Genomic DNA, 23,824 nt, shown 5'->3' with positions numbered 1-23,824 from the left:
GCCACCGGCATGAAGGATAGCGACTTCGGCAAGCCGATCATCGCGGTGGTGAACTCGTTCACGCAGTTCGTGCCCGGCCATGTTCACCTGAAGGACCTCGGCCAGCTCGTCGCGCGCGAGATCGAGGCCGCCGGCGGCGTCGCCAAGGAATTCAACACCATCGCGGTCGACGACGGCATCGCGATGGGCCATGACGGCATGCTCTACAGCCTGCCGTCGCGCGAGCTGATCGCCGACAGCGTCGAGTACATGGCCAACGCCCATTGCGCGGACGGCCTCGTCTGCATCTCCAACTGCGACAAGATCACGCCCGGCATGCTGATGGCCGCGCTGCGCCTCAACATTCCCGCCGTGTTCGTGTCGGGTGGCCCGATGGAGGCCGGCAAGGTCAAGCTGCAGGGCAAGACCAAGGCCGTCGACCTCATCGACGCCATGGTGGCCGCGGCCGATTCCAAGGTCAGCGACGAGGACGTCAAGGTGATCGAGCGTTCGGCGTGTCCGACCTGCGGCTCCTGCTCCGGCATGTTCACCGCCAACTCGATGAACTGCCTCACCGAGGCGCTCGGCCTGGCGCTGCCCGGCAACGGCACCGTGGTCGCGACCCATGCCGACCGCAAGCGCCTGTTCGTCGAGGCCGGCCACACCATCGTCGATCTCGTGCGCCGCTACTACGAACAGGACGATGCGTCCGTGCTGCCGCGCAACGTCGCGAACTTCAAGGCGTTCGAGAACGCGATGACGCTCGACATCGCGATGGGGGGCTCGACCAACACCGTGCTGCATCTGCTGGCCGCGGCTCACGAAGGGCAGGTCGCGTTCACCATGCAGGACATCGATCGCCTCTCGCGCCGCGTCCCCGTGCTGTGCAAGGTCGCGCCGTCCGTCGCCGACGTGCATGTCGAGGACGTGCATCGCGCCGGCGGCATCATGGGCATTCTCGGCGAGCTCGATCGCGCCGGCCTGATCGACACCTCGGTCTCCACCGTGCATGCGCCGACCATGAACGACGCGCTGGAACGCTGGGACATCAAGCGCTCCAAAAGCGAGACGGTGCGCACCTTCTACCGCGCCTCGCCGGGCGGCATCCCGACGCAGGTGGCGTTCAGCCAGGAGCGCCGCTACGACGAGCTCGATGCCGACCGAGAGAAGGGCGTCGTGCGCGATCTCGCGCATGCCTTCAGCAAGGACGGCGGCCTCGCCGTGCTCTACGGCAACCTCGCGCAGGACGGCTGCATCGTGAAGACCGCGGGCGTCGACGCCTCGATCCTGAAATTCAACGGCCCGGCGCGCGTGTTCGAAAGCCAGGACGCTGCCGTCGAGGGCATCCTGGGCGGCAAGGTCGTCGCCGGCGAGATCGTGGTCATCATCTATGAGGGCCCGCGCGGCGGCCCCGGCATGCAGGAGATGCTGTATCCGACGAGCTATTTGAAATCGATGGGCCTCGGCAAAGCCTGCGCGCTCGTGACCGACGGACGTTTTTCGGGCGGCTCCTCGGGCCTGTCGATCGGGCATCTGTCGCCGGAAGCGGCCGAAGGCGGCAACATCGGCCTGGTGCGGACCGGCGATCGCATCGCGATCGACATTCCGAACCGCAGCATCAGCCTGGAGGTCTCCGAAGAGGAACTCGCCAAGCGCCGCGCGGCGGAGGAGGCGAAGGGCGATGCCGCCTGGCAGCCGCAGAACCGCAAGCGCAGCGTCTCGACCGCGCTGCAGGCCTACGCTGCGCTCACCACCAGCGCCGCGCGCGGCGCGGTGCGCGAAGTGAAGCGGCGTTCGAACTGAGCGTTCCGGCGCGCGCGTAGCGCGCGGATGGTCAACAAGTCCTTAGCGGCCGGCGAAAGCCGGCCGCTTGCATTAAGGATGCCCCCACGAACTTCGGCAGCCCGGAATTTCGCGGCGTATACTGCCTGCGACTTTCGCAAATCCATTTCGGGCAACTGGGGCACCAACCACAATGTCTCGTACTCTCGCTATCGTTTTCTCCACGGCTGTCGCCGCGATGTCCATGACGGGCGCAGCCTCTGCCGGCTGCTACAATTGCTACGCGCCGCCGCCGTGCCAGACCTGCTACCAGCAGCAATACGTCGCGCCGCAGTATCGCACCGTCGACGAGACCGTGATGGTCTCGCCGGGCTCCGTCGTCGCGCACCGCACTCCCGCGCAATATCGCACCGTGATGGTTCCGCAGACCGTGATGGTGGCGCCGCCGGGCGTGCAGTACGAGCGCATTCCGCCGCAATACGCGACGCGCCAGCGCGTCGAGATGGTCTCGCCGGGCTATTCCTATTACGCGCCGGTGGCGACGGGCTGCGCGTCCTGCGGCTACTAGACCCGACGCAGTTCGTCATCGCTTCGCGCGGCGCTCTTTGGGGCGCCGCGTTTTCTTTTGCGGGCAGCTTGTGTTGAAGGCAGCAAACGAGGCCCGGAAATGGAGGCGAATCCAACCGGGCCTCGCAACCGACGACGCCCTGGGTGGCATCGCCAGTGTCCGGGATTGCTGATGATGGGGCCGACTCTCGTCGTGCGGCCAAGGTGTCGTCACGGTAATGGACAAGGCTGACGCCCGCCTGACAGACGGCTGCGCGCTCAAGGGAATCGCCACCGCCACATCGCCATCGCCAGCTCGAGCGGCGGGAAAAATGCCGCAGATGCAGCGAGCAGGTCAGTGGCGGCGAGGTTCCTGCAAATGCAGCGGCGACAGCTCCGCGAGAAATTCCGGCGTGAGCGGGCCATCGCCGGCGAACCACAAGCACTGACGGACATGCCGTGCAGAGGCGGCGTCCCGAGGCGAAGTGCCCGTCGGTTCACGCGCGTGCGTCTTCCAGGAATTCGATCTTCGTCCGGCGTTCGACGGCACCGAGGGGCGGGGCCGCGCCGCTTCCGTGCGGATCGTCGGCTAGTTGGGGGTGCTGCCGCTCTTGGCCTTGGACGAATGCTTCACCGCCGGCTTGGCCGGCGCTGCCGTCTTCTTCGCCGCATCGTCGCCGCGGGCCGCTCCCCAGGGATCGACGGCCTTCTGGTCGGGAACATTGTTGAGGGAGCGCTGATAGGCGCGCTCAGCCCGCCTGTCGTCCGCCTTCTGCGCCTCCGTCTTCTCCTTGGCCTCTTCGCCGTACTGCTGGATGTGGTCCTGCGCCAATGCGGGGCCGGCGATCAGGGCAAACATGGCGGCGACAAGGATCTTGCGCATCGAGAGACTCCCGGTTCTGCGGCGAGCATAACATCGCGCCGATGGCGGCATCAAATGCAACGGACGTGAGGAGGACACTTTGAGCGAGGTGTTCCTATCGCCCTGACTTCGACCCATGACGCCCCCACGGCCAAATCGCAAGCCGATGTGGCCGCGATGCCGAGCCGGAAGGCGACTGTGCGCCCGGCTGCGGGATCGATGAGGGGCGGATTCAAGGACGTGTCGGAGGCCGGATCGGGTCGAAGTTCGCGTTGCGTTCGAACAAAACGTGCGCTAATTGCCTGACCTCGCTGCGAGGGAAGGGTGGCCGAGTGGTTTAAGGCACCGGTCTTGAAAACCGGCGTGCCCGCAAGGGTACCGTGGGTTCGAATCCCACCCCTTCCGCCAGTTGATGCCAAAAGCCTCGGTATCTTCAGTATTTGGCGGTTTCCGCTCACCAAAGGCGACTAACCAATTGCACCGTTCTCGGCCACAAATTGAGCGTCTCTCGCCCGAAGCTGACGTTGCCGTGCTTTAACCCCAGGTGTGCTAAGTTGATTTGAGGACTGCCCCTGTCGAATTACGAACAAATCAGCGGCCCCGACGTCTTAGGAATAGGCGAACATCCCGCTCGCCCCCTGCGATTGCAGCTAGGCTCCTCCGGGCTATTTAATGTGAGTCTCTCGCGCGACGGTGCCGCGATGTCTCCTCGAAGGTTTATTTCCTGGCATTGAGCGCAAATTAACTCGCGTTTCCGGCCAGATGCGGCAGTGTCACCATGCCGGCGTCATCTCCCTGATGGGCCCTGACGGGAAATATCTCGGCTTCATGCCGCCGCAAACTGCGCCCGATCGGTGACTGCCGACGTATTTGATGAAGTCATTTTCAAGAGAGTTGCATGCCGGAAACGGTAGAAGCGCCATTGTGGTGTGCTGCGCTCGCAGCTTGGCTCATGATGTTGTTCGCGATCGTCAAAGAGGGCGCGAAGAGGATCATGCACTGCGCTCGCGTAAGGCTGAGCAGCAATCGAAAGGCTATTCGCTCGGCTTTGGTCGGGAAGGTGCTTCGCGCGAGACCTTGCGTCCCGAGTAGAGCCGTCTCGTCGACACGGGAAAGCGTGATGTTCTTGGCATGATCGTCGGGACGGCGCTTGGTTGGGCGGTCCGTGCACGAGAGTGTGAACCAGTTCACACTTGCGAACCTCAAAGGCTGCTATGGAGCGCTCGCTGGGGATTTAAGGGGCCAGCGAGAGGGCGCCGCCGGGACATCGTATTTCGAGCCCAGCGGCGTAGCTTTTTTTGGGGCCACCCTCGGATTGATCTGCCGGGCGGTGTTCGGGGCGACCACAACTGTCTTGGTCGTGCCGGGCGAGGCGAGCCGTGTAGGTCGTGGCCCATTCGCTTGCTTGTCCATGAAACAAAAAAGCCCCGCAGGATGTGCGGGTCTATGGTGGCAAACATCCCCCCGGCGGTTCCCGATCACGCCGGGATGGCGATGCCGCCGGTTCCCGGGATGCGGCTCCGGAATTTCCGCCGGGCGGTTCGAGAAATGAACCGATCCTTAACGGTGTTGGCTTCAGGCTTTTTTTCAATTCTCGCAACGCCGCCACCGGAGTCGTTCCACGTGTTGAAAGACGGTACCTATCGGGCATGGTTCACCACGCCGCTGGCTCAGGGCACCGGCATCGCTCACGTCGCGGGCGACAGGATCTGGGGCTGCGACAGCCTCATGAACTACAGCGGCACCTGCCAAATCGACGGTGAGCGATTTACCGCCGTCGTGTACACCAAGCGACACACGCTCGACCGCCCGACCATGTTCGGCGCGGACCACGCGAAGCTGCTGATCGAGGGGACATGCGACGGCAAGATCGGCCGCTATATCGCGACCGCGGAAGAGGCTCCGGGAATATTGCTCGATGGAACTCTCATTCTCAGCGAGGAAGAGGGGCTCGTCGAGGAGCCGGTGACGCTGGAGCCGGCATTCGATCCGGCCAAGCTGCGCAAGCTTCCGCGGCGGCGGACGGCCTAGCGCCGCGATCCGACAAAGACCTCGATTCCGAATTTTCGCTCCTGTGTTTTGCGGCGGCGGCGGCGCTCGCGTGCGGTGTTCGTCATAGAGCCGCAATCAAACGATCGTAGCCTGTAACGCTCTTGCAAATTGCCGATCGAACCGCGCCGTTTCGCTCGATATCGAGCCGCGGCCTTTTGTGAATCGTTTCAGTATTCAGGTATTCTGCACATGGCGTATGACACACCGACAGTGCATTTGCTGCGCAGCATTCTTGCCGAAGTGCTCGCCAGCCAGGCCTTCACCCGGCAGCGCCATCAGACGGCGGTGGACGTTGCGGAGCGGATCTTGTGGCTTGCATCTCAAGGCGAGCGAGATCCCGCGGCGATCAAGGAATATGTGCTGACCGAGGTTCTCGCGCGCAGCGCTGCCTGATCGTCCGGCGCGAGCAGGCAGCAAGATCGAACGGCTCAGACGCAGCATTTTGCGCAGGCGTCTTGCACGCCCGCGGCGGGGTCTTAGAGTGCGTCCCGAGAGGACGTATCGATGATCGTCAAGATCTACCACAACCCCGCCTGCGGCACGTCTCGCAACGCACTGGCGATGATCCGGCAGAGCGGTGAGGAGCCGGAGATCATCGAATATCTGAAGAACCCGCCGTCACGTCACGAACTGGTGCAGCTCATCGCCGCCATGGCCATCTCCCCGCGACAGCTGTTGCGCCGGAAGGGTACGCCCTATGGCGAACTCGGGCTCGACCGCGAAACATGGAGCGACGACCAGCTGATCGATCAGATGCTCGCCCATCCGATCCTGATCAACCGCCCCATCGTCGTGACCGAGAAGGGTACGCGGCTCTGCAGACCTTCCGAGGAGGTGCTGGACCTGCTGCCGAACCCACATATCGGCCGCTTCGTGAAGGAGGACGGCGAAGTGATCGAGGCTTCCTGAGCTGACCCAGCCGAGGCGCGGTGTCCAACTTCGCCATCGTGACAGGATGGCGGTGTTTTGCCCGACGTGTCAAACCGCACCGGAAGCCTGCGAGGTCCTGCTCCGGTGCGCCCGATGTACTGTGCATGGGGTTGTTTTCGACATTTTGCCCGGGCGGCACCGTCCGGCCGGCCCGGGCGCCGAAGCTTTTGACCAAAGCATGTGATCGGTCAGATACTTCGGACGTGCTCCGGCCAGCCGTTTGGGATCCGCAGCGTGGAACTTTCGGGCGGTATCCGCGTTAGGTCAATATGACAGAAGACCTTTCCTTCCGACGCAAACCATTGACCCCCGAAGAACGCCAGGCGCGCGATGCGGCACGCCGGGTTGAGGCCGAAAAGGCCATGCGCGACCATGAAGAAGCGCAGAAAGCGTTTCATGCCAATCGCGAGCGGCTGAAGGCCGAACGGCTCGCGCGGGAAGCGGCGGCAGCCAAAGGCTGATCGAGGGCCGACCCCCGTCGGCCGGCGCGGCCGTCCCTTCGGCGCGGGCGGTTGACGTTCAATGTCGGTTCGATGTGCGCGTGCGGTTCAGCATCTGCTTGAGCGCCTGAACCGCGTCGGCGATGGTCGCGCGGGGTGACGATCGCGCTTCGATCGCCTCGGCGGCCAGCCGAAAATCATCGGCGACCTTGAGCAGGCTGCTCCGCGCCAGATCCATGTCGGAAAGGGCGGCCTGTTCCAGGCACACGCGCTCGAGCCGGCGAAATTCCCGCAACTGCCTGCTCATGCGTCGGCTCTCATTCTCCACGAGATCATGCGGCGGCGGATCGATTCATAGATCGAAGCTCGATGTCATCCTAGCGGCCGGAGCTGACGCGGTGCTGACAGTCGCCAGACCTGCGACCGACCGCGCGGGCTTGACGGCCTTTGCCTTCCGCCGGAAGATTCGAACTGGTCCCAACAGAAAAACACGGAGACGATCGCGACCCGTCCGACCCATCGGCGAAACCGCAATGGAGCTGACCATGACCACGTTCGACAAGCGCGAGCAGGGGTTCGAAGCCAAATTCGCCCACGACGAGGATCTCATCTTCAGGACCACGGCGAGGTCCAACAAGCTGCTCGGTCTCTGGGCGGCGGAGCAGCTCGGGCTGACCGCAGATGCCGCGGCCGGCTACGCCACCGCGCTGGTGACGGGTAATCTGGAAAAGCAGGGCATCGATGACGTCCTGCGCAAGGTCTCGGACGATCTGGCCGACAAGGGCATATCGCGCGAGCAGGTCGCGCTGAAGCTGCAGGAGTGCCTGCATCAGGCCTTGCAGCAGCTCGAGGCCAAGGACTAGGGGCTTAGACGGAGATCGGAGCGACGGTCCGCGGCCCTCACTCCTCGTGGCGGCGCATTCCTGAATCGCTGATCTTGTCGACGAACGCGATGCCGATCGCCGAGACCACGAAGGTGATGTGGATCAGCACCTGCCACATCACGCCTTTCTCGGTGAAGCCGGCGCGGTCCGAGCCGAGATTGCCGGCCTCGATGAAAGTGCGCAGCAATGCGATCGAAGAAATGCCGATGATGGCCATCGCCAGCTTGATCTTCAGGACGCTCGCGTTGACGTGGCCGAGCCATTCCGGCTCGTCGGGATGACCCTGCAGATCGAGCCGGGAAACGAAGGTCTCGTAGCCGCCGACGATGACCATCACGAGCAGGTTCGAGATCATCACGACGTCGATCAGCGCCAGCACGCTCATCATGATCTGCTGCTCGGTGAGGTCGAGCGCATGCGACGACAGATGCCACAGCTCCTTCAGGAACAGCGCGATGTAGACGCATTGGGCCACGATCAGCCCGAGGTAGAGCGGCAGCTGCAGCCAGCGCGAGCCGAAGATCACCATCGGCAGCACGCGCAGGCGCGGCGAGGGCGGGCGAGGTTCGGTCGCGGGGGCGGGCTCGGCCGGCATTCAGGGAGCATCCACGTGTCGAGACGGTCAGGTCCGTTTCATGTAGCCCGGCAACGTGGCCGGTGGAAGACGCAAGACCGGCAGGCGCCGCATGCGGATCGCGCAGCTTTCGGGTTATCGTTCCGATGCCTGCAGTGTGACGGCCCCGATGGGGATGCGGAAGATGAGACGCGCGTTAGACGGAACGTCTGCCGAGATCACGCGGGCCGCGCTGTCGATGCTGGGTGCCGGCGGCGCCGCTGACGCCGTTTCGTGATGAGCCGCAGGGGCCGCGCCATTGTCCTCACGACCAGGTTGTCTGGCTGGATTTCGGGAAAGGCGTCTACCACGCGAAAGGCCAGAAGGTGTACGGCCAGTGACCTGACGGCGGCTTCGTCCGCCGGAGCGAGGCCCGCGACGGCTTCTGCCGTCGCTCGCTGTTGGGCCGCCGCTGAGTCGCGGTGATCGGGTCTTCGCGGACGGGCCGGCTATTTCTGGCTCGGCTGCAGGCTCACGGGCACGTGCGGAGAGGTGCTGGTGATGCGGGGGCTTCCGTCGGGATAGGTGCGGTCGCCGCGGATCAATGATTCAAGGACCAGAAAAAACTTCTCGGAAAGCATTTGCGTCACCCTCGTTGGTGATGGCCTCTTGAAATGTGTCGAGGCATGCGTTGCCGAAATTCAATCAACTAAACGGGAGCGCTGCAATCCTGACGAGGGCAGGTTGCGCTGCAATACGTTGCGATTGGAAAATGAAAGATTGCCAGGGGTCAGCCGAAGGCCAGTGCCACGAGGCTGGAGCAGAGGAGAAACAACCCGCCGGCCGTCAAGGCCAGGAAGCCATCGGATACGAGGTCATGGTTGCGCATAGGACACCTGCCGCTCTCGTCTTCGATGTTCGATCGGATCGATTAAAATTATCCGAACGTACCGTCTTGAAGAGGTGATGCGTGCCGTCCGCGCGAGTGCCTTCAGGCCCTCGTACGGTAACCTTCAAACGCATGGGCCAGGAAGATCCCCGCGCTAACCAAACCCATGAGTGCCGAAACCGTCTCGATCATCGTTAAATTCCATTCCGCCCCTGCAAGCGAGAAAACGCGTGCGGCCTTGCACAGTCAAAAGAATTCCAGTGCGTTCCGCGACAATCGGGGTGGGGTGAGGATTCGGCGCAACAGCGTGTCCGGGAGTGGCACAAATCGGCCTGCCGGCAGGCGTTCGTGCTCAGTAGATCAACGGAGGGCAGGCGAAGGTCCTGTTTACCATGCCGGCGCGATCGGCCCGGGCTCCCCATTTCCGCCGTGTTCAGGTTGCGATATCGTCACGCTTTCGAAGCGGTGGTGGGCCGCCTCGGGCGAAAGACCGGAAAGGCATGCTGGCCGCCAAGGCGGTTGGGCCTGTTTCCGGCAAAATGGTATTTGGGGCGAATGGGGATCCGACGGTCAGATTCGGTTTTGCGGGTCGCACGCGGCGTTGCGGCGGCCGCAACCTGCCTCGCGCTCGCCAATTGCGCCTCGTCGAACAAGTTCGCCAGCCGGGTCGATCCGAAATACGGCGTGTCCTCGAGCCCCCGTGTGGTGGCCCTGGGCGAGCCCGTGCCCAAGGGCGGCGGGACGTACCGCGTCGGCAAACCCTATGTCGTCGCCGGCCGGACCTACGTGCCGGAGGAGGACGTCAACTACCGGGCCGAAGGCGTGGCCTCGTGGTATGGCGATGATTTCCACGGCCGCCTGACCGCCAACGGCGAGGTGTTCGACATGGGCTCGCTCACGGCGGCGCATCCGACCCTGCCGATGCCGTCCTACGCGCGGGTGACCAACCTCTCGAACGGCAAGTCGCTCATCGTCCGCGTCAACGACCGCGGGCCCTATCACGGCAACCGGCTCATCGACGTCTCGAACAAGGCCGCCGAACTCCTTGAATTCAAGGGCAACGGCGTCGCCAAGGTGCGTGTCGAATATGTCGGCCGCGCGCCTCTGGAAGGCTCCGACGACCGCCAGCTGATGGCGACCCTGCGGACCGGAATTCCCGCGCCGTCCCCGTCCATGGTCCGCGTCGCCTCGGCGCGGCCCTTCGTGCCGGAGATGCCGTCATCGAGCCGCGGCGCGGTTCGTGGCGAGGTGCCGATGCCCGAGGGACGGCCCTACAGTCTCGGTAACACCTCGGCCGATATGGCCTCGATCAACGCGACCTCGGAAATGTCGGCCTCGAGCCGCAGCCGGGGCCGGACGCTGCAGAACGCGCGCCAGGTGTCCTATGATGCCGATGGCCGCTACGCGACTGATGACGGGCAAGGCTCCGCCTCGGACGGCGCCGCCGAGGCCCGCAGCATCCTGAGCGGCCGCGGCCTCTACTAGGCCCTTGCGCCCTTATCAGCGTGCCGCTTCGCGCAGGAAGCTGACCAGCGCCTCGTTCACCTCGCCGGGGCGCTCCTGCTGCACCCAATGGCCCGCGCCCTCGATGATCAGCTTGCGCCGCAGGTTCGGCAGCACCCGCTCCAACTCGTTGACCCGCTTGGCTCCGATCAGGCCGGTGATGACGGCATCCCTGGAGCCGGCGATGAAGAGGGAAGGCTGGTGGATCTGCGCATCCTGCCAGGGCGCGGTCAGCTCCCAGTTGCGGTCGATGTTGCGATACCAGTTCAGTCCGCCGCGGAAGCCGGACTTGCGGAAGGCATCGGTGAAATAGGCAAGGTCAGCCTCGCTCAGCCATGCCGGCAGCGGTTCTTCCGGGCTCCCGTGGCCCAGAAAGCCCTTGTCCTCGTGCACGAACATGGCGGCGGAGGGATCGGCAAGGCCACGCCCGCCGAGCACGACACGCATGGTGTGGCCGACGTCGCGCTCGAGCTCGGCCTCGGCGACGCCGGGCTTCTGGAAATACTGCCAGTAGAAATTGGTGATGCCGTTCTGCCGCAACAGGTCGAGCGGCTTGCCGCGACCACGGAACGGCGGCGGTACGCTCAGGCCCGCCACCGCCGTGAAGATGTCCGGCCTGAACAGCGCCGCGTGCCAGGCGACCGGCGCGCCCCAGTCGTGGCCGACCACCATCGCCCTGGTCTCGCCGAGTGCCTGCACCAGGCCGACGATGTCACCGACGGTATCGAAGATCGAATAGGCGGCGACCTCCGGAGGCGCCGTCGTCTGGCCGTAGCCGCGCATGTCGGGCGCGACGACATGAAACCCCGCATCGGCCAGCGCCGGGATCTGGTGACGCCACGAGTAGGAGAGTTCCGGCCAGCCATGGCACAGCACCACCAGCGGTCCCTGACCCTGCTCGCGGATGAGGAAGTCGATCCCGTTGGCCTTGATCATGCGGGTGGAAGACATCGCTTTTCCGCCTTGTTTCAGGGATTTGGTCGAGGTTCATCAGGTGCCACGATAGGGGCGTGACGAGAATCGTGCAATCTCGGGAGCCGCGACCTATCCTCGTGTTGTTCGCGCGGGGTGCAACTGTTAGAACGCCGCTCTCAGGGCTCAGCCATGGCATTTCGTCTTTCTTCGCTTAGTCGCATCCGGTTCACGGCCGGAGGGCTGGTCGCGGCGGCTCTCGTGGTGAGCGTCGGCTGGAGCGGGATGCTCTACGCCGCCAACCAGAGCGTCCAGGGCGCCAAGAAGGAAGACGCGGGGTTCGACGGCGATGCGCCCACCGCGATCCTGATCGAAGCATCCAGCGGCAGCGTGCTGTTCGAGAAGAACGCCGACGAGCTGCGCGCGCCCTCCAGCATGATGAAGCTGATGACGGCCGAGGTCGTCTTCAACGCGGTCAAGAAGGGCGACATCAAGCTGACCGACGAATACCGGATCAGCGAGAACGCCTGGCGCAGGGGCGGGGCGCCCTCCGGCGGGTCGACCATGTTCGCCGCGATCAACAGCAAGGTCTCGGTCGACGATCTCCTGCACGGCGCGATCATCCAGAGCGGCAACGACGCCTGCATCGCGCTGGCTGAGGGCCTCGCGGGCAGCGAGAAGATATTCGCCTCCGACTTCATGACCAAGCGCGCCCGCGAGCTCGGCATGACCAAGTCGACCTTCGGCAATTCCAACGGCCTGCCGGACCCCGGCAACAAGATGACGGTTCGGGAGCTCGGCATCCTCGCGCGCCACATCATTTTGGATTTTCCCGAATTCTACAAGCTGTTCGGCGAGAAGGAGTTCACCTGGAACAAGATCCGCCAGCCCAATCGCAATCCGCTGCTCAATGCGCTCGAAGGAGCCGACGGCCTGAAGACCGGCTACACCAAGGAAGGCGGCTACGGCATGGTCGGTTCGGCCGTGCAGAACGGCACGCGGCTGATCGTCGTGGTCAACGGCCTGGAGGATTCCGAGGACCGCGCCACCGAAGCCAAGAAGATGCTGGAATGGGGCTTCCGCAATTTCGAGACCCGCACCCTGATCGCGGCCGACCAGCCGGTCGGCTACGCCAAGGTCTTCGGCGGGGAGAGCCGGTCGGTGAAGCTCGTCGCCAAGTCGCCGGTGAAGGTGATGGTGCACAAGAGCGGCGGCGACAAGCTGATTGCGCGCATCGTCTATAGCGGACCGGTGAAGGCACCGATCGCGGTCGGGCAGCAGGTCGGCGTGGTGCGGGTCTGGCGCAGCGGGAATATCGCCGTGGAGACGCCCGTCTATGCCGCCGAAGCGATCGGCACCGGATCGACCGTGCGGCGCGCGATCGACGGTGCCAGCGAGCTCGTGATCGGCATGTTCCGCGCGGGCGCCGAGAAGCTCTGATCATGAACAAGGGCGCGGTACAGCGGCCGTCCGGACGCGGACGCTTCATCACCTTTGAAGGCGGCGAGGGGACTGGCAAGTCGACCCAGATCAAAAAGCTCGCCGACCGCCTCAATGCGGCCAGGCTCCAAACTCTCGTCACGCGCGAGCCGGGAGGCTCGCCGGGGGCCGAGATCATGCGCCATCTCGTCTTGTCCGGGATGGGCAAGCTGCTGGGGCCGGAGGCCGAGACGCTGCTCTTTGCCGCCGCGCGTGACGACCATGTCCGCACGGTGATCGAGCCCTCGCTCAGTCGCGGCACCTGGGTGCTGTGCGACCGTTTCGCCGACTCGACCCGGGCTTATCAAGGCGCCCTGGGCAGCGTGCCGGCCGGTCTCATCAATGCCATGCAGCGGGTCACGATCGGCGATCTCAAGCCGGATCTCACTATCATTCTGGACCTGCCTGTCGAGATCGGTCTGCAGCGCGCCGCCGCGCGTCGCGGCAGTGGGCCCCCGGACCGGTTCGAGGGCGAGAATTTGCGATTCCATCAGGGGCTTCGCGATGCCTATCGCAAGATCGCGGCTGACGATCCCGCGCGCTGCGTGCTGATCGATGCCAATTCCGATCCCGACACGGTCGCCGGACGCATCTGGATGGCGGTTTGCGACCGGCTTCTGCCGGCTCCCGCATCGGTGGCGTCCGCATGAGCCCGCGTCAGGCCGAGCGAGAATCCGCGATTCCGCACCCGCGCGAGACGGACGTTCTGTTCGGCCATCGCGAGGCCGAGACGGCGCTGCTGACGGCGTATCGCAGCGGGCGCATTCCGCATGCCTGGCTGATCGGCGGCCCGCAGGGGATCGGCAAGGCGACGCTGGCCTATCGCATGGCCCGCTTCGTGCTCGCCCACGGCCTGCCGACGGCGCCGGCCGTGCAGCGCGCCGAGAGTCTCGCGATCGATCGGGATGACGCAGTCGCGCGTCAGGTCGCCGCAGGCTCGCATGGCGGCCTGTTGACGCTCGAGCGCACCGCGAACGACCGCGGCGTGATGCGCACCGTGATCACCGTTGACGAGACGCGCGAGACGATCACCTTCTTCGGCTCGACCGCAGCGGCGGAAGGCTGGCGCGTCTGCATCGTCGATACCGTCGACGAGCTCAATCCCAATGCGGCGAACGCGCTTCTCAAGATTCTCGAGGAACCTCCGCAACGATCGCTGTTCCTGCTGGTGAGCCACGCTCCGGCGCGGGTACTGGCCACGATCCAGTCGCGCTGCCGCAAGCTGCGGCTGCGGCCGCTCGCGACCGACGAGGTGATCGCGGCCGCGACGAATGCGGCCGACCTCGATCCCACCGACCCGGCGCTGCGCGAGGCCGCGGAGGTGTCGGAGGGCAGTGTCGCGCGCGCCCTGACGCTGCTCGGGGGAGACGCCCTGAAGCTTCAGCAACGCACGGCCGCGCTGCTGGCGCGCCTGCCGCAGGTCGATCCGCGCGAATTGCACACGCTCGGCGATTCGCTCGGCACCAGCGATCGCGTCGCGCTCGCGGCCTTCATCGACGGCATCGATCGCTGGATTGCCGAGCGCCTGCATGCGGATGAGGCCAGCGCCAACCAGAACCTGCCGCGCCTTGCGCGCCTTGCGGAGGTATGGGAAAAGATCGTCCGCGCCGCGCGCGAAACCGAAACCTACAATTTGGAGCGAAAGCCCCTGGTTTTCTCGGTGTTCGGCTGGCTGGCGGACGCAACGCGCTAGGCGCAGGTTCGTTTCCAAATTTTGAGAAGACGATAAAGGAATTCGTGGTGGCAACGCGAGCTAAGAAAACCGTGAAGCGCAACAGCGGCAAGAAGGCCGCGAAAAAAGCTGCGAAGAAAGCCGCCAAGAAGGCGACGAAGGCAGGTGCGCGCAAAGTTGCCAAGAAGGTCAAGACGACCAAGAAGGCTCCCGCCAGGAAGGGCGTGAAGAAGAGCGCCGCGAAGACGGCAAAGAAGGCCGGCACGAAGGCTGCAAAGAAGCAGGCCGTCGCCAAGAAGACGACGAAGAAGGCCACTGCGAAGCCGGCCAAGGCTCTCGCGACCAAGGCTCTTGCGACCAAGGCTCCCGCGCGCAAGGCTGATCCGGCGCAGAAGGTCGCCAAGAAGGCGAGGGTTGCGACGCCAACCGTGATCGCTGCACCGGCTCCCGTCGTCGAGGCACCAAAGGCTGCCAAGCCGAAGGCGCCGCGCGCGGCGAAGGTTGTCGCCTCCGCGCAATCCGCGGCGCCCGTCGCCACGCCGGCGCGCGACAATGTCTTCTACATCACGACCGCGATCGCCTATCCGAACGGCAGTCCCCATATCGGCCACGCCTACGAGGCCATCGCGACCGACACGCTGGCGCGCTTTGCGCGCCTCGACGGCAAGGACGTGTTCTTCCTGACCGGGACCGACGAGCATGGCCTGAAGATGATCCAGACCGCGCAGAACGAGGGGCTGACCCCGTCCGCGCTCGCGGCGCGTAATGCCGGCCGTTTCAAGGAAATGGACGAGCGTCTCAACGTGTCGTTCGACCGGTTCATCCGCACCACCGAGGAACAGCATCATCGTTCCAGCCAGGAGATCTGGCGCCGCATGCAGGCGAACGGCGACATCTATGCCGACACCTATTCCGGCTGGTACTCGGTCCGCGACGAAGCCTACTACGCCGAGGACGAGACGCGCGTGAACGACGACGGCGTGCGCCTCGGACCGCAGGGCACGCCGGTCGATTGGGTCGAGGAGAAAAGCTACTTCTTCCGCCTCTCGGCCTATCAGGACAAGCTTCTGCAGCTCTACGCGGATCATCCCGACTTCATCGGGCCCGATTCCCGCAAGAACGAGGTGGTGAGCTTCGTGCGAGGCGGCCTGCGCGATCTCTCGATCTCGCGCACCACCTTTGACTGGGGCGTCAAGGTTCCCGGCGACGAAGAGCACGTGATGTATGTCTGGGTCGACGCGCTGACCAACTACATCACCGGCGTCGGCTTTCCCGATGAAAGCGACAAGAAATGGCGCTACTGGCCGGCGGATGTGCACATCATCGGCAAGGACATCATCCGCTTCCATGCCGTGTACTGGCCCGCGTTCCTGATGTCGGCGGGCATTCCCGTCCAGAAGCGCGTCTACGCCCATGGCTTCCTGTTCAACAGGGGCGAGAAGATGTCGAAGTCGGTCGGCAACGTCGTCGACCCCTTCAACCTTGCCGATCAGTACGGCGTCGACCAGATGCGGTATTTCTTCCTGCGTGAAGTGCCGTTCGGGCAGGACGGCAACTACAATCACGAGGCGATCGTCGCGCGCATCAACGCCGATCTCGCCAACGACCTCGGCAACCTCGCGCAGCGCTCGCTGTCCATGATCGCCAAGCAGTTCGCCGGCGTGCTGCCGGAGCCCGGCGAGTTCAGCGACAACGACAAGGCGATCCTGGGAATGGCAGACGCCATGATCGCCGCATCGCGCGAAGCGATGGCGACGCAGCAGATCCATCAATGGCTGAATACCGTGTGGGCTGTGGTCGCGGAGGCCAATCGCTATTTCGCGGGCGAGGCGCCGTGGGCGCTCGCCAAGACCGATCCCGCCCGGCAGAAGACGGTGCTGTACGTCACCGCGGAAGTGGTGCGTCAGGTCGCGATCCTGGCGCAGCCGGCGATGCCGACCGCGTCCGGATTGCTGCTCGACAGCCTCGGCATCCCCGGCGGAGAGCGCAACTTCGCGATGGTCGGCGGAGCCAAGCGCATCGCTGCCGGCACGACGCTGCCGGCACCGACGCCGGCATTCCCGCGCTACATCGAGCCGGCGGCCTGAAGGCGTTCGCGTGATGCTGGTCGACAGCCATTGCCATCTGGATTTTCCGGACTTCGCGGAGGATCTCGACGGGATCGTGTCACGTGCGCGTACGGCCGGAATCGGTCGCATGGTCACGATCTCGACACGGGTACGCCGGCTGAACCAGTTGCTCGCGATCGCCGAACGCTACGACGACGTGCTTTGTTCGGTCGGCACCCATCCGCACAATGCGGACGAGGAGGACGGCATTTCGCCGGACGAGTTGATCGCACTGACGCAGCATCCCAAGGTCGTGGCTCTCGGCGAGGCAGGGCTCGACTATTTCTACGACAACGGCTCGCCGGAGGCGCAAGCGCGCGGATTTCGTGCCCATATCGCCGCTGCCCGCGCCACCGGCCTGCCGCTGGTGATCCACACCCGCGAGGCAGACGAGGATTGCGGGCGCATCCTGGAGGAGGAGGCGGCGAAGGGATCGTTTCGCGCCGTGCTGCATTGTTACACGGGCGGACGGGAGCTTGCGTTAAAGGCGGTGTCGCTCGGTTTGTATATCGGCTTTACCGGCATCCTGACGTTCAAGAAGTCGGAGACGTTGCGGGCGCTCGCGGCCGAACTCCCCCCCGACCGTATTCTGGTTGAAACAGACTCGCCCTATCTTGCGCCGGGCAAGTTCCGGGGTAAGCGCAACGAACCAGCCTACGTGGTCGAGGTGGCAAAAGTGCTCGCCGAGACGCGTGGCGTGTCGCTCGATGAGATTTCACGACAGACCACGGAAAACTTCTTCCGCCTGTTCTCCAAGGTGCCAGCCTGAAGCCGGGAGCCGCATGACACTGACGCTGACGATCCTGGGATGTGGCTCCTCCGCCGGCGTGCCGCGCCCGGCACTCGGCTGGGGTGCGTGCGATCCCAGCAACACCAAGAACCGCCGTCGTCGCTGCTCGCTGATGGTCGAAAAGACGTCAGGCCACGGCACCACGCGCATCGTGATCGACACCTCGCCCGACCTGCGTGAGCAGTTGATCGACGCCGATGTCGACCACATCGACGCGGTATTCCTGACCCACGAGCACGCCGACCAGACCCATGGGATGGACGATCTGCGCTCGGTTGTCCTCCATATGCGCAAGCGCATTCCGGTCTACTTCAATCAGTCGACCGCCAAGGACATCATGGCTAGGTTCTCCTACTGCTTCATCTCGCCGGAGGGCAGCGACTACCCACCGATCCTCAGCCGGCATTCGATCGAGGCGGGCGAGAGCCAGACCATCAGCGGGAAGGGCGGCGACGTGACCATGACCGCCTTCCTGGTTCAGCACGGCCAGATCCCCGCGCTCGGCTATCGCATCGGCGATGCGGCCTACACGCCGGATCTCAACGACATTCCCCGCGAGAGCTGGGGCGCACTTGAGAATCTCGACCTCTGGATCGTCGACGGCCTGCGTTACGCCAGTCATTCCAGCCATTTCAGCATCAACGACGCGCTGTCCTGGATCGAACGCTTCAAGCCGAAGCGCGCCGTCATCACCAACATGACGGCCGATGTCGATTACGAGGTCATCCGGCAGTCGTTGCCGGCGGGCGTGGTGCCGGCCTATGACGGCATTCGGCTGGAGACCTGTTGAGCGCGCGCTACCAGGCGTAGCGTATCAGGGCCTTGCCGGTGTAGGCGTGCACCAGGCGTGACACTTCGCTATCGAAGTTCATCGCTGCGGACCATCCGTTCACGGCACGGAGCTCGAACGACATGCCCACTAGTGCCGCATCCGGTGCAAGCATCGCGCTTCCGTCGGCGAACCCGTAACCGGGCAGGGACTGGAAAGCTGCGGGCGTCGATTGTGCTGCGCTGAAATCATGGGCCCAGGCAAGCCGCGCACGCAGGCTCATGATGCTCCCCGGCAGTGCAAAAGACGTGGTCGTGCGCAAGCCGAGTTCGGTGCGGCTGTCGGTGAAGCTGTCGCTGCCCAACGCGGCCGTGAACGCGTTTCCCGCATAGGCCGGCTGATCTGCCGGTGATGCGAGGCGGAAGATGGTGATCTGCGCCGCTGCGTAGGGCGTGATCCCGAGCCATGGCGTGGCGAAGCGATAGCCGCCTTCCAGACGTCCGGAATAGGCATTGGCGGCGGTCGACGCATTGAACTGATCGGAGTTCGCCGGCGTCGCCGGATGATCGTTGGTGATCGCCTGCCAACCATAGGCCAGCGCCGTCGAAACATAGGCCGCTCCAGCGGTATGCCTGACAAAAGCACCGGCCTGGAAGAGATCGGATCGGCCGCTCGAGAAACTGTTGGCAAAGCCGGTGCCGCCGCCGGCGAGGGCAAAGCCCATTCGAGTCTGCGGCGAGAGCGCATAGTCGGCGCCGACTATGGTCCCGAAAATCCTGTTGGCCGAGCCGGCGCCGCCGGTCGAGACTTGCGAGCCGCCGAAGCCGGCGGCCCATATGCTCCATTGCGGTGCCGCGAGCGAGGGCTTGCCGTAGATCGCCTCGTAGGCCTCGCGTCCGATGCCGCCATGCGTTCGGTCTTCTCCGAGCGAGGCGTAGGCGGCAAGCTCCGCGTTGAATTCGGCGGGACCGATGTTGCGTCCGTCGATAGTTGGATCGAGCAGGGTCTGGGTGAACTGCGTCATGGCGAGGAACGTTGCCTGCGCGGTGCCGGCCTGCACGGATGCGTCGGAGCCGCCGCCGAAGGCCTGCTGCGGGCCGCCCCAGCCGCCGCCATTGCCGAATGGGACGCCGGGAAAACCCGGCGCCTGCGGTCCGCCGAGTGCGGGGCCCGCGAGATAGTTGAAGTTGGTGCCGGGCCCAGCCGGGCCGCCCAAGGTGAAGCCCTGCGCACCCGAGAATGCGCCGAGTTCGCGCATCACCTGCGCGCCGGCCGGGCCGGGCAGCAAGAGTGCAGCCGTCAACAGCATTAGCGACAGACGCGCACGCACGTCTGCGCTCACGACACCAACCGCATGAAGCGCCCCACAGCGCCGGTCGCTTGCCGCTCAGCCTGTGCGGCGAATCATCTGGAATCAGCGAATCCGACGAAGAGGAGTCGTAAATGCGTCTCTAACGTTTTCCAATCTTTTCCTGTCGTGTCTCGGCGTCATCGAAGCCGAACAAACGGTTTCGAAACGACGGCACGGTTGCAGCGGACACATCTTGTGTTTCCAAATGTGTCTGGAGTCGCCGGCTCAGGCCGAGATCGCCTTTGCCGAGCCGACCTCATTGCGCAGCAGGAATTTCTGGATCTTGCCGGTCGACGTCTTCGGGATGGGTCCGAACACGATCGCCTTCGGCGTCTTGAAGCCCGACATGTGGCTGCGGCAGAAGGCGATGATGTCGGCCTCGCTCGCGCTGGCGCCGTCCTTCAACTCGACGAAGGCGCAGGGCACTTCGCCCCATTTCGGATCGGGCTTGGCGACGACAGCGGCGAACAGCACGGCCGGGTGCTTGTAGAGAATGTCCTCGACCTCGACGGAGGAAATGTTCTCGCCGCCGGAGATGATGATGTCCTTGGAGCGATCCTTGATGGTGACGTAGCCGTGCTCGTCGAGCACACCGAGATCTCCGGTGTGAAACCAGCCGCCCGCGAAGGCTTCCTTCGTGGCCTTCTCGTTCTTGAGATAGCCCTTCATGACGATGTTGCCGCGGAACATGACCTCGCCGATGGTCTCGCCGTCGCGGGGCACTTCCTGCATGGTCTTGGGATCGATGACGGTGACGCCTTCCTCGAGCGGGTAGGGCACGCCCTGCCGGCGTTTCATTCGCGCGCGCTCGGCGGCCGGGAGTTCGTCCCATCCGGGCTGCTCGGCGCAGACGGAGGCGGGGCCGTAGACCTCGGTCAGGCCGTAGACATGGGTGAGCTTGATGCCGATGCTTTCGGCGCCTTCGAGCACGGCGACCGGCGGCGCAGCGCCCGCGATCAGGCCGACGACGCGGCGGGCGGTGTCGCCCTTCGGCGCGTCGGGCGCGTTGATCAGCACGTTGTAGACGATCGGCGCGCCGCACATGTGGGTGACGCCGTGCTGCTTGATCAGCTCGAAGATCCTGGTCGGCTCGACCTTGCGCAGGCAGACATTGATGCCGGCCGCCGCAGCGATGGTCCAGGGGAAGCACCAGCCGTTGCAATGGAACATCGGCAGCGTCCACAGATAGACCGGATGCTGGCCGAGATTGCCCGCCAGGATGTTGCTGACGGCATTCAGATAAGCGCCGCGATGATGCGTGACGACGCCCTTGGGGTTGCCGGTCGTGCCGGAGGTGTAGCTGAGCGCGATGGCGTTCCATTCATCGCTCGGCGGGACCGCCTCGAAGTTCGGATCGCCCTGCGCCACTGCGGCTTCGTATTCGATCGCGCCGATGCGCTGGCCGCCCTTGAACGCGGCATCGTCGACGTCGATCACGAACGGCTTCGGCCCCGTCATCTGGGCCAGCGCGTCGGTGATCACGCCCGAAAACTCGGGATCGACCAGGATGATCCTGGCGCCGCCATGATCGAGCTGGAACGCGATCGACGGCGCATCGAGGCGGATGTTGAGCGCGTTGAGCACGGCGCCGGTCATCGGCACGGCGAAATGCGCCTCGTTCATCGCCGGGATGTTCGGCAGCATCGCCGCGACGGTGTCACCGGTGCCGATGCCCTTGCTCGCGAGATAGGAGGCGAACCGCTTGCAGCGCTCGTGCGTCTGGCGCCAGGTGAAGCTGCGCCCCTCGTAGACGGTGCTGACGTGATCGGGATACACGGCGGCGCTGCGCGCGAGGAAGCTCAGCGGCGTCAGCGGCACGTAATTGGCGGGCGTCTTGTCGAGACCGATATTGTACTGATTCCGCCACTCGTCCATCGACACTCTCCTTCACGCGCGCCGGCTTACAGGAATCCGATCGAGATCCACGGAAAGACCGCGACGATGATCAGTCCCACAAGCAGCGCCAGCAGATAACCCCAGATCGGCTTGATGCCCTCGGCCGGATCGACGCGTCCGATGGCGCAGGCCGCATAATAGCCGACGCCGAACGGCGGGGCGAATAGTCCGATCCCCATCGCCAGGATGATGATCATGGCGTAGTGCACCTCGTGCACCCCAACGAGGCGCGCGATCGGAAACAACAGCGGCCCGAACAGCACGATCGCCGGAATGCCCTCCAGCACGCTGCCGAGGATGACGAAGGCCAGGATCGAGACCGCAATGAAGGTCGCCGATCCGCCGGGCAGGCCGGTCATGGATGCCGCCAGCGCGCGCGAGAAGCCGGATTGGGTCAGGCCCCAGGCCATGCCGGTCGCGGTCCCGATGATCAGCAGGATCGCTCCGGACAGGCAGGCCGTCTCGATCAGCATCGGCAACAGCCGCCGCCAGTTGAACTGGCGGTAGATCAGAAGCCCGATCAGCAGTGCATAGACGATGCCGATGGTGGAGACTTCGGTCGCGGTGGCGATGCCTTCGACCACGGCGTAGCGGATCACGAAGGGCAGGGCCAGGGCAGGGATCGCGACCAGGAACGACCATCCGATCTCGCGCGAGGTCGCGCGCTGGACGTGGCTGAGGTCCTCGTCGCGATAGCGCCACCACACCAGGCCCGACAGCGTCAGCGCCAGCACCACGCCGGGCAGCAGTCCGCCGGTGAACAGCGCCGAGATCGAGACGCCCGTCACCGATCCGATGGTGATCAGCACGAGGCTCGGAGGAATGGTTTCGGTCTGGGCGCCGGTCGCCGCCAGCAGCGCGACCAGATCGCCGGGGCGGGCGCCGCGCTGCTTCATCTCGGGAAACAGCACCGGCGCGACGGCCGCCATGTCGGCCGCCTTCGCGCCCGAGATGCCGGAGACCAGGTACATCGCGCCGACCAGGACATAATGCAGGCCGCCGCGGACATGGCCGAGCAGGCTCGCCAGGAACGCCACCATGGCCTTCGCCATGCCGGTCATCTCGATCAGGAGCCCCAGGAACACGAACAGAGGCACCGACAGCAGGATCAGGTGGCTCATGCCTTCGTCCATGCGCCCGACCAGGACCATCAACGGCGTCCGTGTGGTCAGCGCGAGATAGCCGAAGATGGCAAGCCCGAAGGCGAACGCGATCGGCACGCCCGCGAACACGCAGAACCCGACCACGCCGACGAAGAAGATGATCAGGTTGATGTTGCCGAGCGGCTTCAGCAGCGGCTGGGCGAACCAGAACAGGGCGATCAGGACGGCGACCGTCGCCGCGGCCGCCAGCATCGTCTTGAGGTCGCCGACGCGCAGCAGCCGCAGCAGCGCGAACAGGATCATCAGGCAGACGCCCACGGGCAGCGCCGCGGCGCGCCAGGTGTTGGAGATCTGCAGCGCCGGCGTGGTGATGAAGCTTTCCTCGTAGGCGTATTCATAGGCCGGGTGCACGATCAACAGCAGGAAGGCCAGCGCCGCACAGGTCGCGACCACGTCCAGATAGGCCCAAAGCCGCGGTCCGGCGCTGGCGACCAGCGCCGTCATCCGCATGTGCTCGCTGCGGCTGAAGGCAACGGCCGAGCCCAGCATCGCCAGCCACAGGAACAGCATGGAGGCGAGCTCGTCGGACCAGACCAGCGGCGCATGCAGCACGTAGCGCGAGATCACGCCGGCAAACAGGATGACGACCTCGGCGACGACCAGGATCGCCGCCGGGATCTCGACCAGCCATTTCAGCGCGAGCTCTATGGAACCGAGCAGGGACCGGCGGCGAGGGGGCTGAGCCACCTCGCCGGCCACGGCTGGCGTCATGTCGACATGAGCCATGGCTAGGCCCCTATTGCTTACGTGTTACGACAGCTTGCCGACGGACTTCTCGAGCAGTTCCCAGGCCTTCTCGCCGTACTTGCCCTTCCACTCGGCGTAGAAACCGGCCGCGCGCAGCTTGTCGCGGAACGGCCCGACCTCGGGCTGATTGAACACCAGACCCTTGCCCGACAGCTCCTGCTTCACGGTCGCATTGAGCTTCTCGGTGTCCTCGCGTTCCTTGACGGCGGCGGCGTTGACGTTCTTGGCGACGATGGTCTTGATGTCGTCCGGCAGCGCCTGCCAGGCACGGCGGTTCATCAGGAACCAGAAGCCGTCCCACATGTGGTTGGTCATCGAACAGTACTTCTGGACCTCGTAGAGCTTCGCCGCCGAGATCAGCGCCAGCGGGTTCTCCTGGCCTTCGACGATCTTGGTCTGAAGCGCCGAATAGACCTCGCTGAAATTGATCGAGGCGGGCGAGGCGTCGAACGCCTTGAACATGGAGGTCCACAGCGGCGACACCGGCACGCGGATCTTGAAGCCCTTGAAGTCGTCC

General features: G+C 64.9%; 23 protein-coding genes and 1 tRNA gene. 15 read left to right on the top strand and 9 right to left on the bottom strand.

The window, feature by feature from the left end; translation table 11 throughout:
- The coding region (gene ilvD, locus QM712_RS32880) for a dihydroxy-acid dehydratase (RefSeq protein WP_415027316.1) at positions 1–1,782 on the top strand (1,782 nt) is incomplete at its 5' end.
- Between the two features lie 223 nt (positions 1,783–2,005).
- Complete coding sequence (locus QM712_RS32875) at positions 2,006–2,329, top strand: hypothetical protein (protein ID WP_415027315.1); 324 nt, start codon at positions 2,006–2,008, stop codon at positions 2,327–2,329.
- 567 nt (positions 2,330–2,896) lie between these two features.
- On the opposite strand, the gene QM712_RS32870 is transcribed toward QM712_RS32875, so the two are convergent.
- On the bottom strand, positions 2,897–3,190 hold the full coding sequence (locus QM712_RS32870) for a hypothetical protein (RefSeq protein ID WP_415027314.1): 294 nt from the start codon (positions 3,188–3,190) through the stop codon (positions 2,897–2,899).
- Between the two features lie 297 nt (positions 3,191–3,487).
- Here QM712_RS32870 and QM712_RS32865 point away from each other — a divergent pair.
- Positions 3,488–3,577, top strand: a tRNA-Ser gene (locus QM712_RS32865).
- Positions 3,578–4,054: 477 nt separating this feature from the next.
- Here the strand turns inward: QM712_RS32865 and QM712_RS32860 are convergent.
- Positions 4,055–4,360, bottom strand: coding sequence for a hypothetical protein (locus tag QM712_RS32860; RefSeq protein WP_415027313.1), 306 nt, complete (start codon positions 4,358–4,360; stop codon positions 4,055–4,057).
- A 432-nt stretch (positions 4,361–4,792) separates the two neighbouring features.
- On the opposite strand from QM712_RS32860, the gene QM712_RS32855 reads away from it, so the two are divergent.
- The 4 genes from QM712_RS32855 to QM712_RS32840 all read left to right on the top strand — a co-directional run bounded on the left by QM712_RS32855 (position 4,793) and on the right by QM712_RS32840 (position 6,612).
- Complete coding sequence (locus QM712_RS32855; protein WP_415027312.1) at positions 4,793–5,200, top strand: hypothetical protein; 408 nt, start codon at positions 4,793–4,795, stop codon at positions 5,198–5,200.
- Between the two features lie 129 nt (positions 5,201–5,329).
- Positions 5,330–5,614 (top strand): hypothetical protein, encoded by a 285-nt coding sequence (locus QM712_RS32850; RefSeq protein WP_415027311.1) that lies wholly within the window; start codon positions 5,330–5,332, stop codon positions 5,612–5,614.
- Positions 5,615–5,725: 111 nt separating this feature from the next.
- Positions 5,726–6,130 carry an arsenate reductase (glutaredoxin) gene (arsC, locus tag QM712_RS32845; RefSeq protein WP_415027310.1) on the top strand — a complete coding sequence of 135 codons (405 nt, stop codon included), beginning with the start codon at positions 5,726–5,728 and terminating at the stop codon, positions 6,128–6,130.
- Between the two features lie 290 nt (positions 6,131–6,420).
- Positions 6,421–6,612, top strand: a complete 192-nt coding sequence (locus QM712_RS32840; protein WP_415027309.1) for a hypothetical protein — start codon at positions 6,421–6,423, stop codon at positions 6,610–6,612.
- A gap of 58 nt (positions 6,613–6,670) precedes the next feature.
- Here QM712_RS32840 and QM712_RS32835 read toward each other — a convergent pair whose 3' ends face one another.
- The gene (locus QM712_RS32835; RefSeq protein ID WP_415027308.1) at positions 6,671–6,898 is read right to left on the bottom strand and encodes a hypothetical protein; all 228 of its coding nucleotides are present in this window, start codon (positions 6,896–6,898) and stop codon (positions 6,671–6,673) included.
- Positions 6,899–7,136: 238 nt separating this feature from the next.
- Between QM712_RS32835 and QM712_RS32830 the strand changes: the two genes are divergently transcribed.
- Positions 7,137–7,454, top strand: a complete 318-nt coding sequence (locus QM712_RS32830) for a DUF1476 domain-containing protein (protein WP_415027307.1) — start codon at positions 7,137–7,139, stop codon at positions 7,452–7,454.
- Positions 7,455–7,491: 37 nt separating this feature from the next.
- On the opposite strand, the gene QM712_RS32825 is transcribed toward QM712_RS32830, so the two are convergent.
- On the bottom strand, positions 7,492–8,070 hold the full coding sequence (locus tag QM712_RS32825) for a TIGR00645 family protein (RefSeq protein WP_415027306.1): 579 nt from the start codon (positions 8,068–8,070) through the stop codon (positions 7,492–7,494).
- Between the two features lie 1,402 nt (positions 8,071–9,472).
- On the opposite strand from QM712_RS32825, the gene QM712_RS32820 reads away from it, so the two are divergent.
- Positions 9,473–10,402 (top strand): septal ring lytic transglycosylase RlpA family protein, encoded by a 930-nt coding sequence (locus QM712_RS32820; RefSeq protein WP_415027305.1) that lies wholly within the window; start codon positions 9,473–9,475, stop codon positions 10,400–10,402.
- Between the two features lie 15 nt (positions 10,403–10,417).
- Here QM712_RS32820 and QM712_RS32815 read toward each other — a convergent pair whose 3' ends face one another.
- Positions 10,418–11,371 carry an alpha/beta fold hydrolase gene (locus QM712_RS32815; protein ID WP_415027304.1) on the bottom strand — a complete coding sequence of 318 codons (954 nt, stop codon included), beginning with the start codon at positions 11,369–11,371 and terminating at the stop codon, positions 10,418–10,420.
- Positions 11,372–11,524: 153 nt separating this feature from the next.
- Between QM712_RS32815 and QM712_RS32810 the strand changes: the two genes are divergently transcribed.
- From QM712_RS32810 to QM712_RS32785, 6 genes are read left to right on the top strand one after another with little or no spacing between them, the layout of a single operon-like run.
- A complete protein-coding gene (locus tag QM712_RS32810; protein ID WP_415027303.1) occupies positions 11,525–12,772 on the top strand; it encodes a D-alanyl-D-alanine carboxypeptidase family protein in 1,248 nt (415 codons plus the stop codon).
- Between the two features lie 2 nt (positions 12,773–12,774).
- Positions 12,775–13,461 (top strand): dTMP kinase, encoded by a 687-nt coding sequence (tmk, locus tag QM712_RS32805; protein ID WP_415027302.1) that lies wholly within the window; start codon positions 12,775–12,777, stop codon positions 13,459–13,461.
- Positions 13,458–14,504, top strand: coding sequence for a DNA polymerase III subunit delta' (locus QM712_RS32800; RefSeq protein WP_415027301.1), 1,047 nt, complete (start codon positions 13,458–13,460; stop codon positions 14,502–14,504). The genes tmk and QM712_RS32800 overlap by 4 nt, the downstream gene beginning before the upstream one ends.
- 47 nt (positions 14,505–14,551) lie before the next feature.
- Positions 14,552–16,570, top strand: coding sequence for a methionine--tRNA ligase (gene metG / locus QM712_RS32795; protein WP_415027300.1), 2,019 nt, complete (start codon positions 14,552–14,554; stop codon positions 16,568–16,570).
- Positions 16,571–16,583: 13 nt separating this feature from the next.
- A complete protein-coding gene (locus QM712_RS32790) occupies positions 16,584–17,360 on the top strand; it encodes a TatD family hydrolase (protein ID WP_415027299.1) in 777 nt (258 codons plus the stop codon).
- A gap of 13 nt (positions 17,361–17,373) precedes the next feature.
- Complete coding sequence (locus QM712_RS32785) at positions 17,374–18,171, top strand: MBL fold metallo-hydrolase (protein WP_415027298.1); 798 nt, start codon at positions 17,374–17,376, stop codon at positions 18,169–18,171.
- A gap of 7 nt (positions 18,172–18,178) precedes the next feature.
- Here QM712_RS32785 and QM712_RS32780 read toward each other — a convergent pair whose 3' ends face one another.
- From QM712_RS32780 to QM712_RS32765, 4 genes are all read right to left on the bottom strand, one after another.
- The gene (locus tag QM712_RS32780; RefSeq protein WP_415027297.1) at positions 18,179–19,492 is read right to left on the bottom strand and encodes an autotransporter outer membrane beta-barrel domain-containing protein; all 1,314 of its coding nucleotides are present in this window, start codon (positions 19,490–19,492) and stop codon (positions 18,179–18,181) included.
- 234 nt (positions 19,493–19,726) lie between these two features.
- Positions 19,727–21,376: an acyl-CoA synthetase gene (locus QM712_RS32775; protein ID WP_415027296.1), complete on the bottom strand. Its 1,650-nt coding sequence runs from the start codon at positions 21,374–21,376 to the stop codon at positions 19,727–19,729.
- Positions 21,377–21,402: 26 nt separating this feature from the next.
- Positions 21,403–23,286, bottom strand: coding sequence for a TRAP transporter large permease subunit (locus tag QM712_RS32770; protein WP_415027295.1), 1,884 nt, complete (start codon positions 23,284–23,286; stop codon positions 21,403–21,405).
- A gap of 24 nt (positions 23,287–23,310) precedes the next feature.
- Positions 23,311–23,824: TRAP transporter substrate-binding protein (locus tag QM712_RS32765; RefSeq protein ID WP_415027294.1), on the bottom strand; the 514-nt coding region annotated here is incomplete at its 5' end.

It is taken from the genome of Bradyrhizobium sp., assembly GCF_047605465.1.
GTDB lineage: Bacteria > Pseudomonadota > Alphaproteobacteria > Rhizobiales > Xanthobacteraceae > Bradyrhizobium.
Note: the sequence above shows the minus strand (reverse complement) of the source record. Positions and strands in the feature narration are given on the sequence as shown.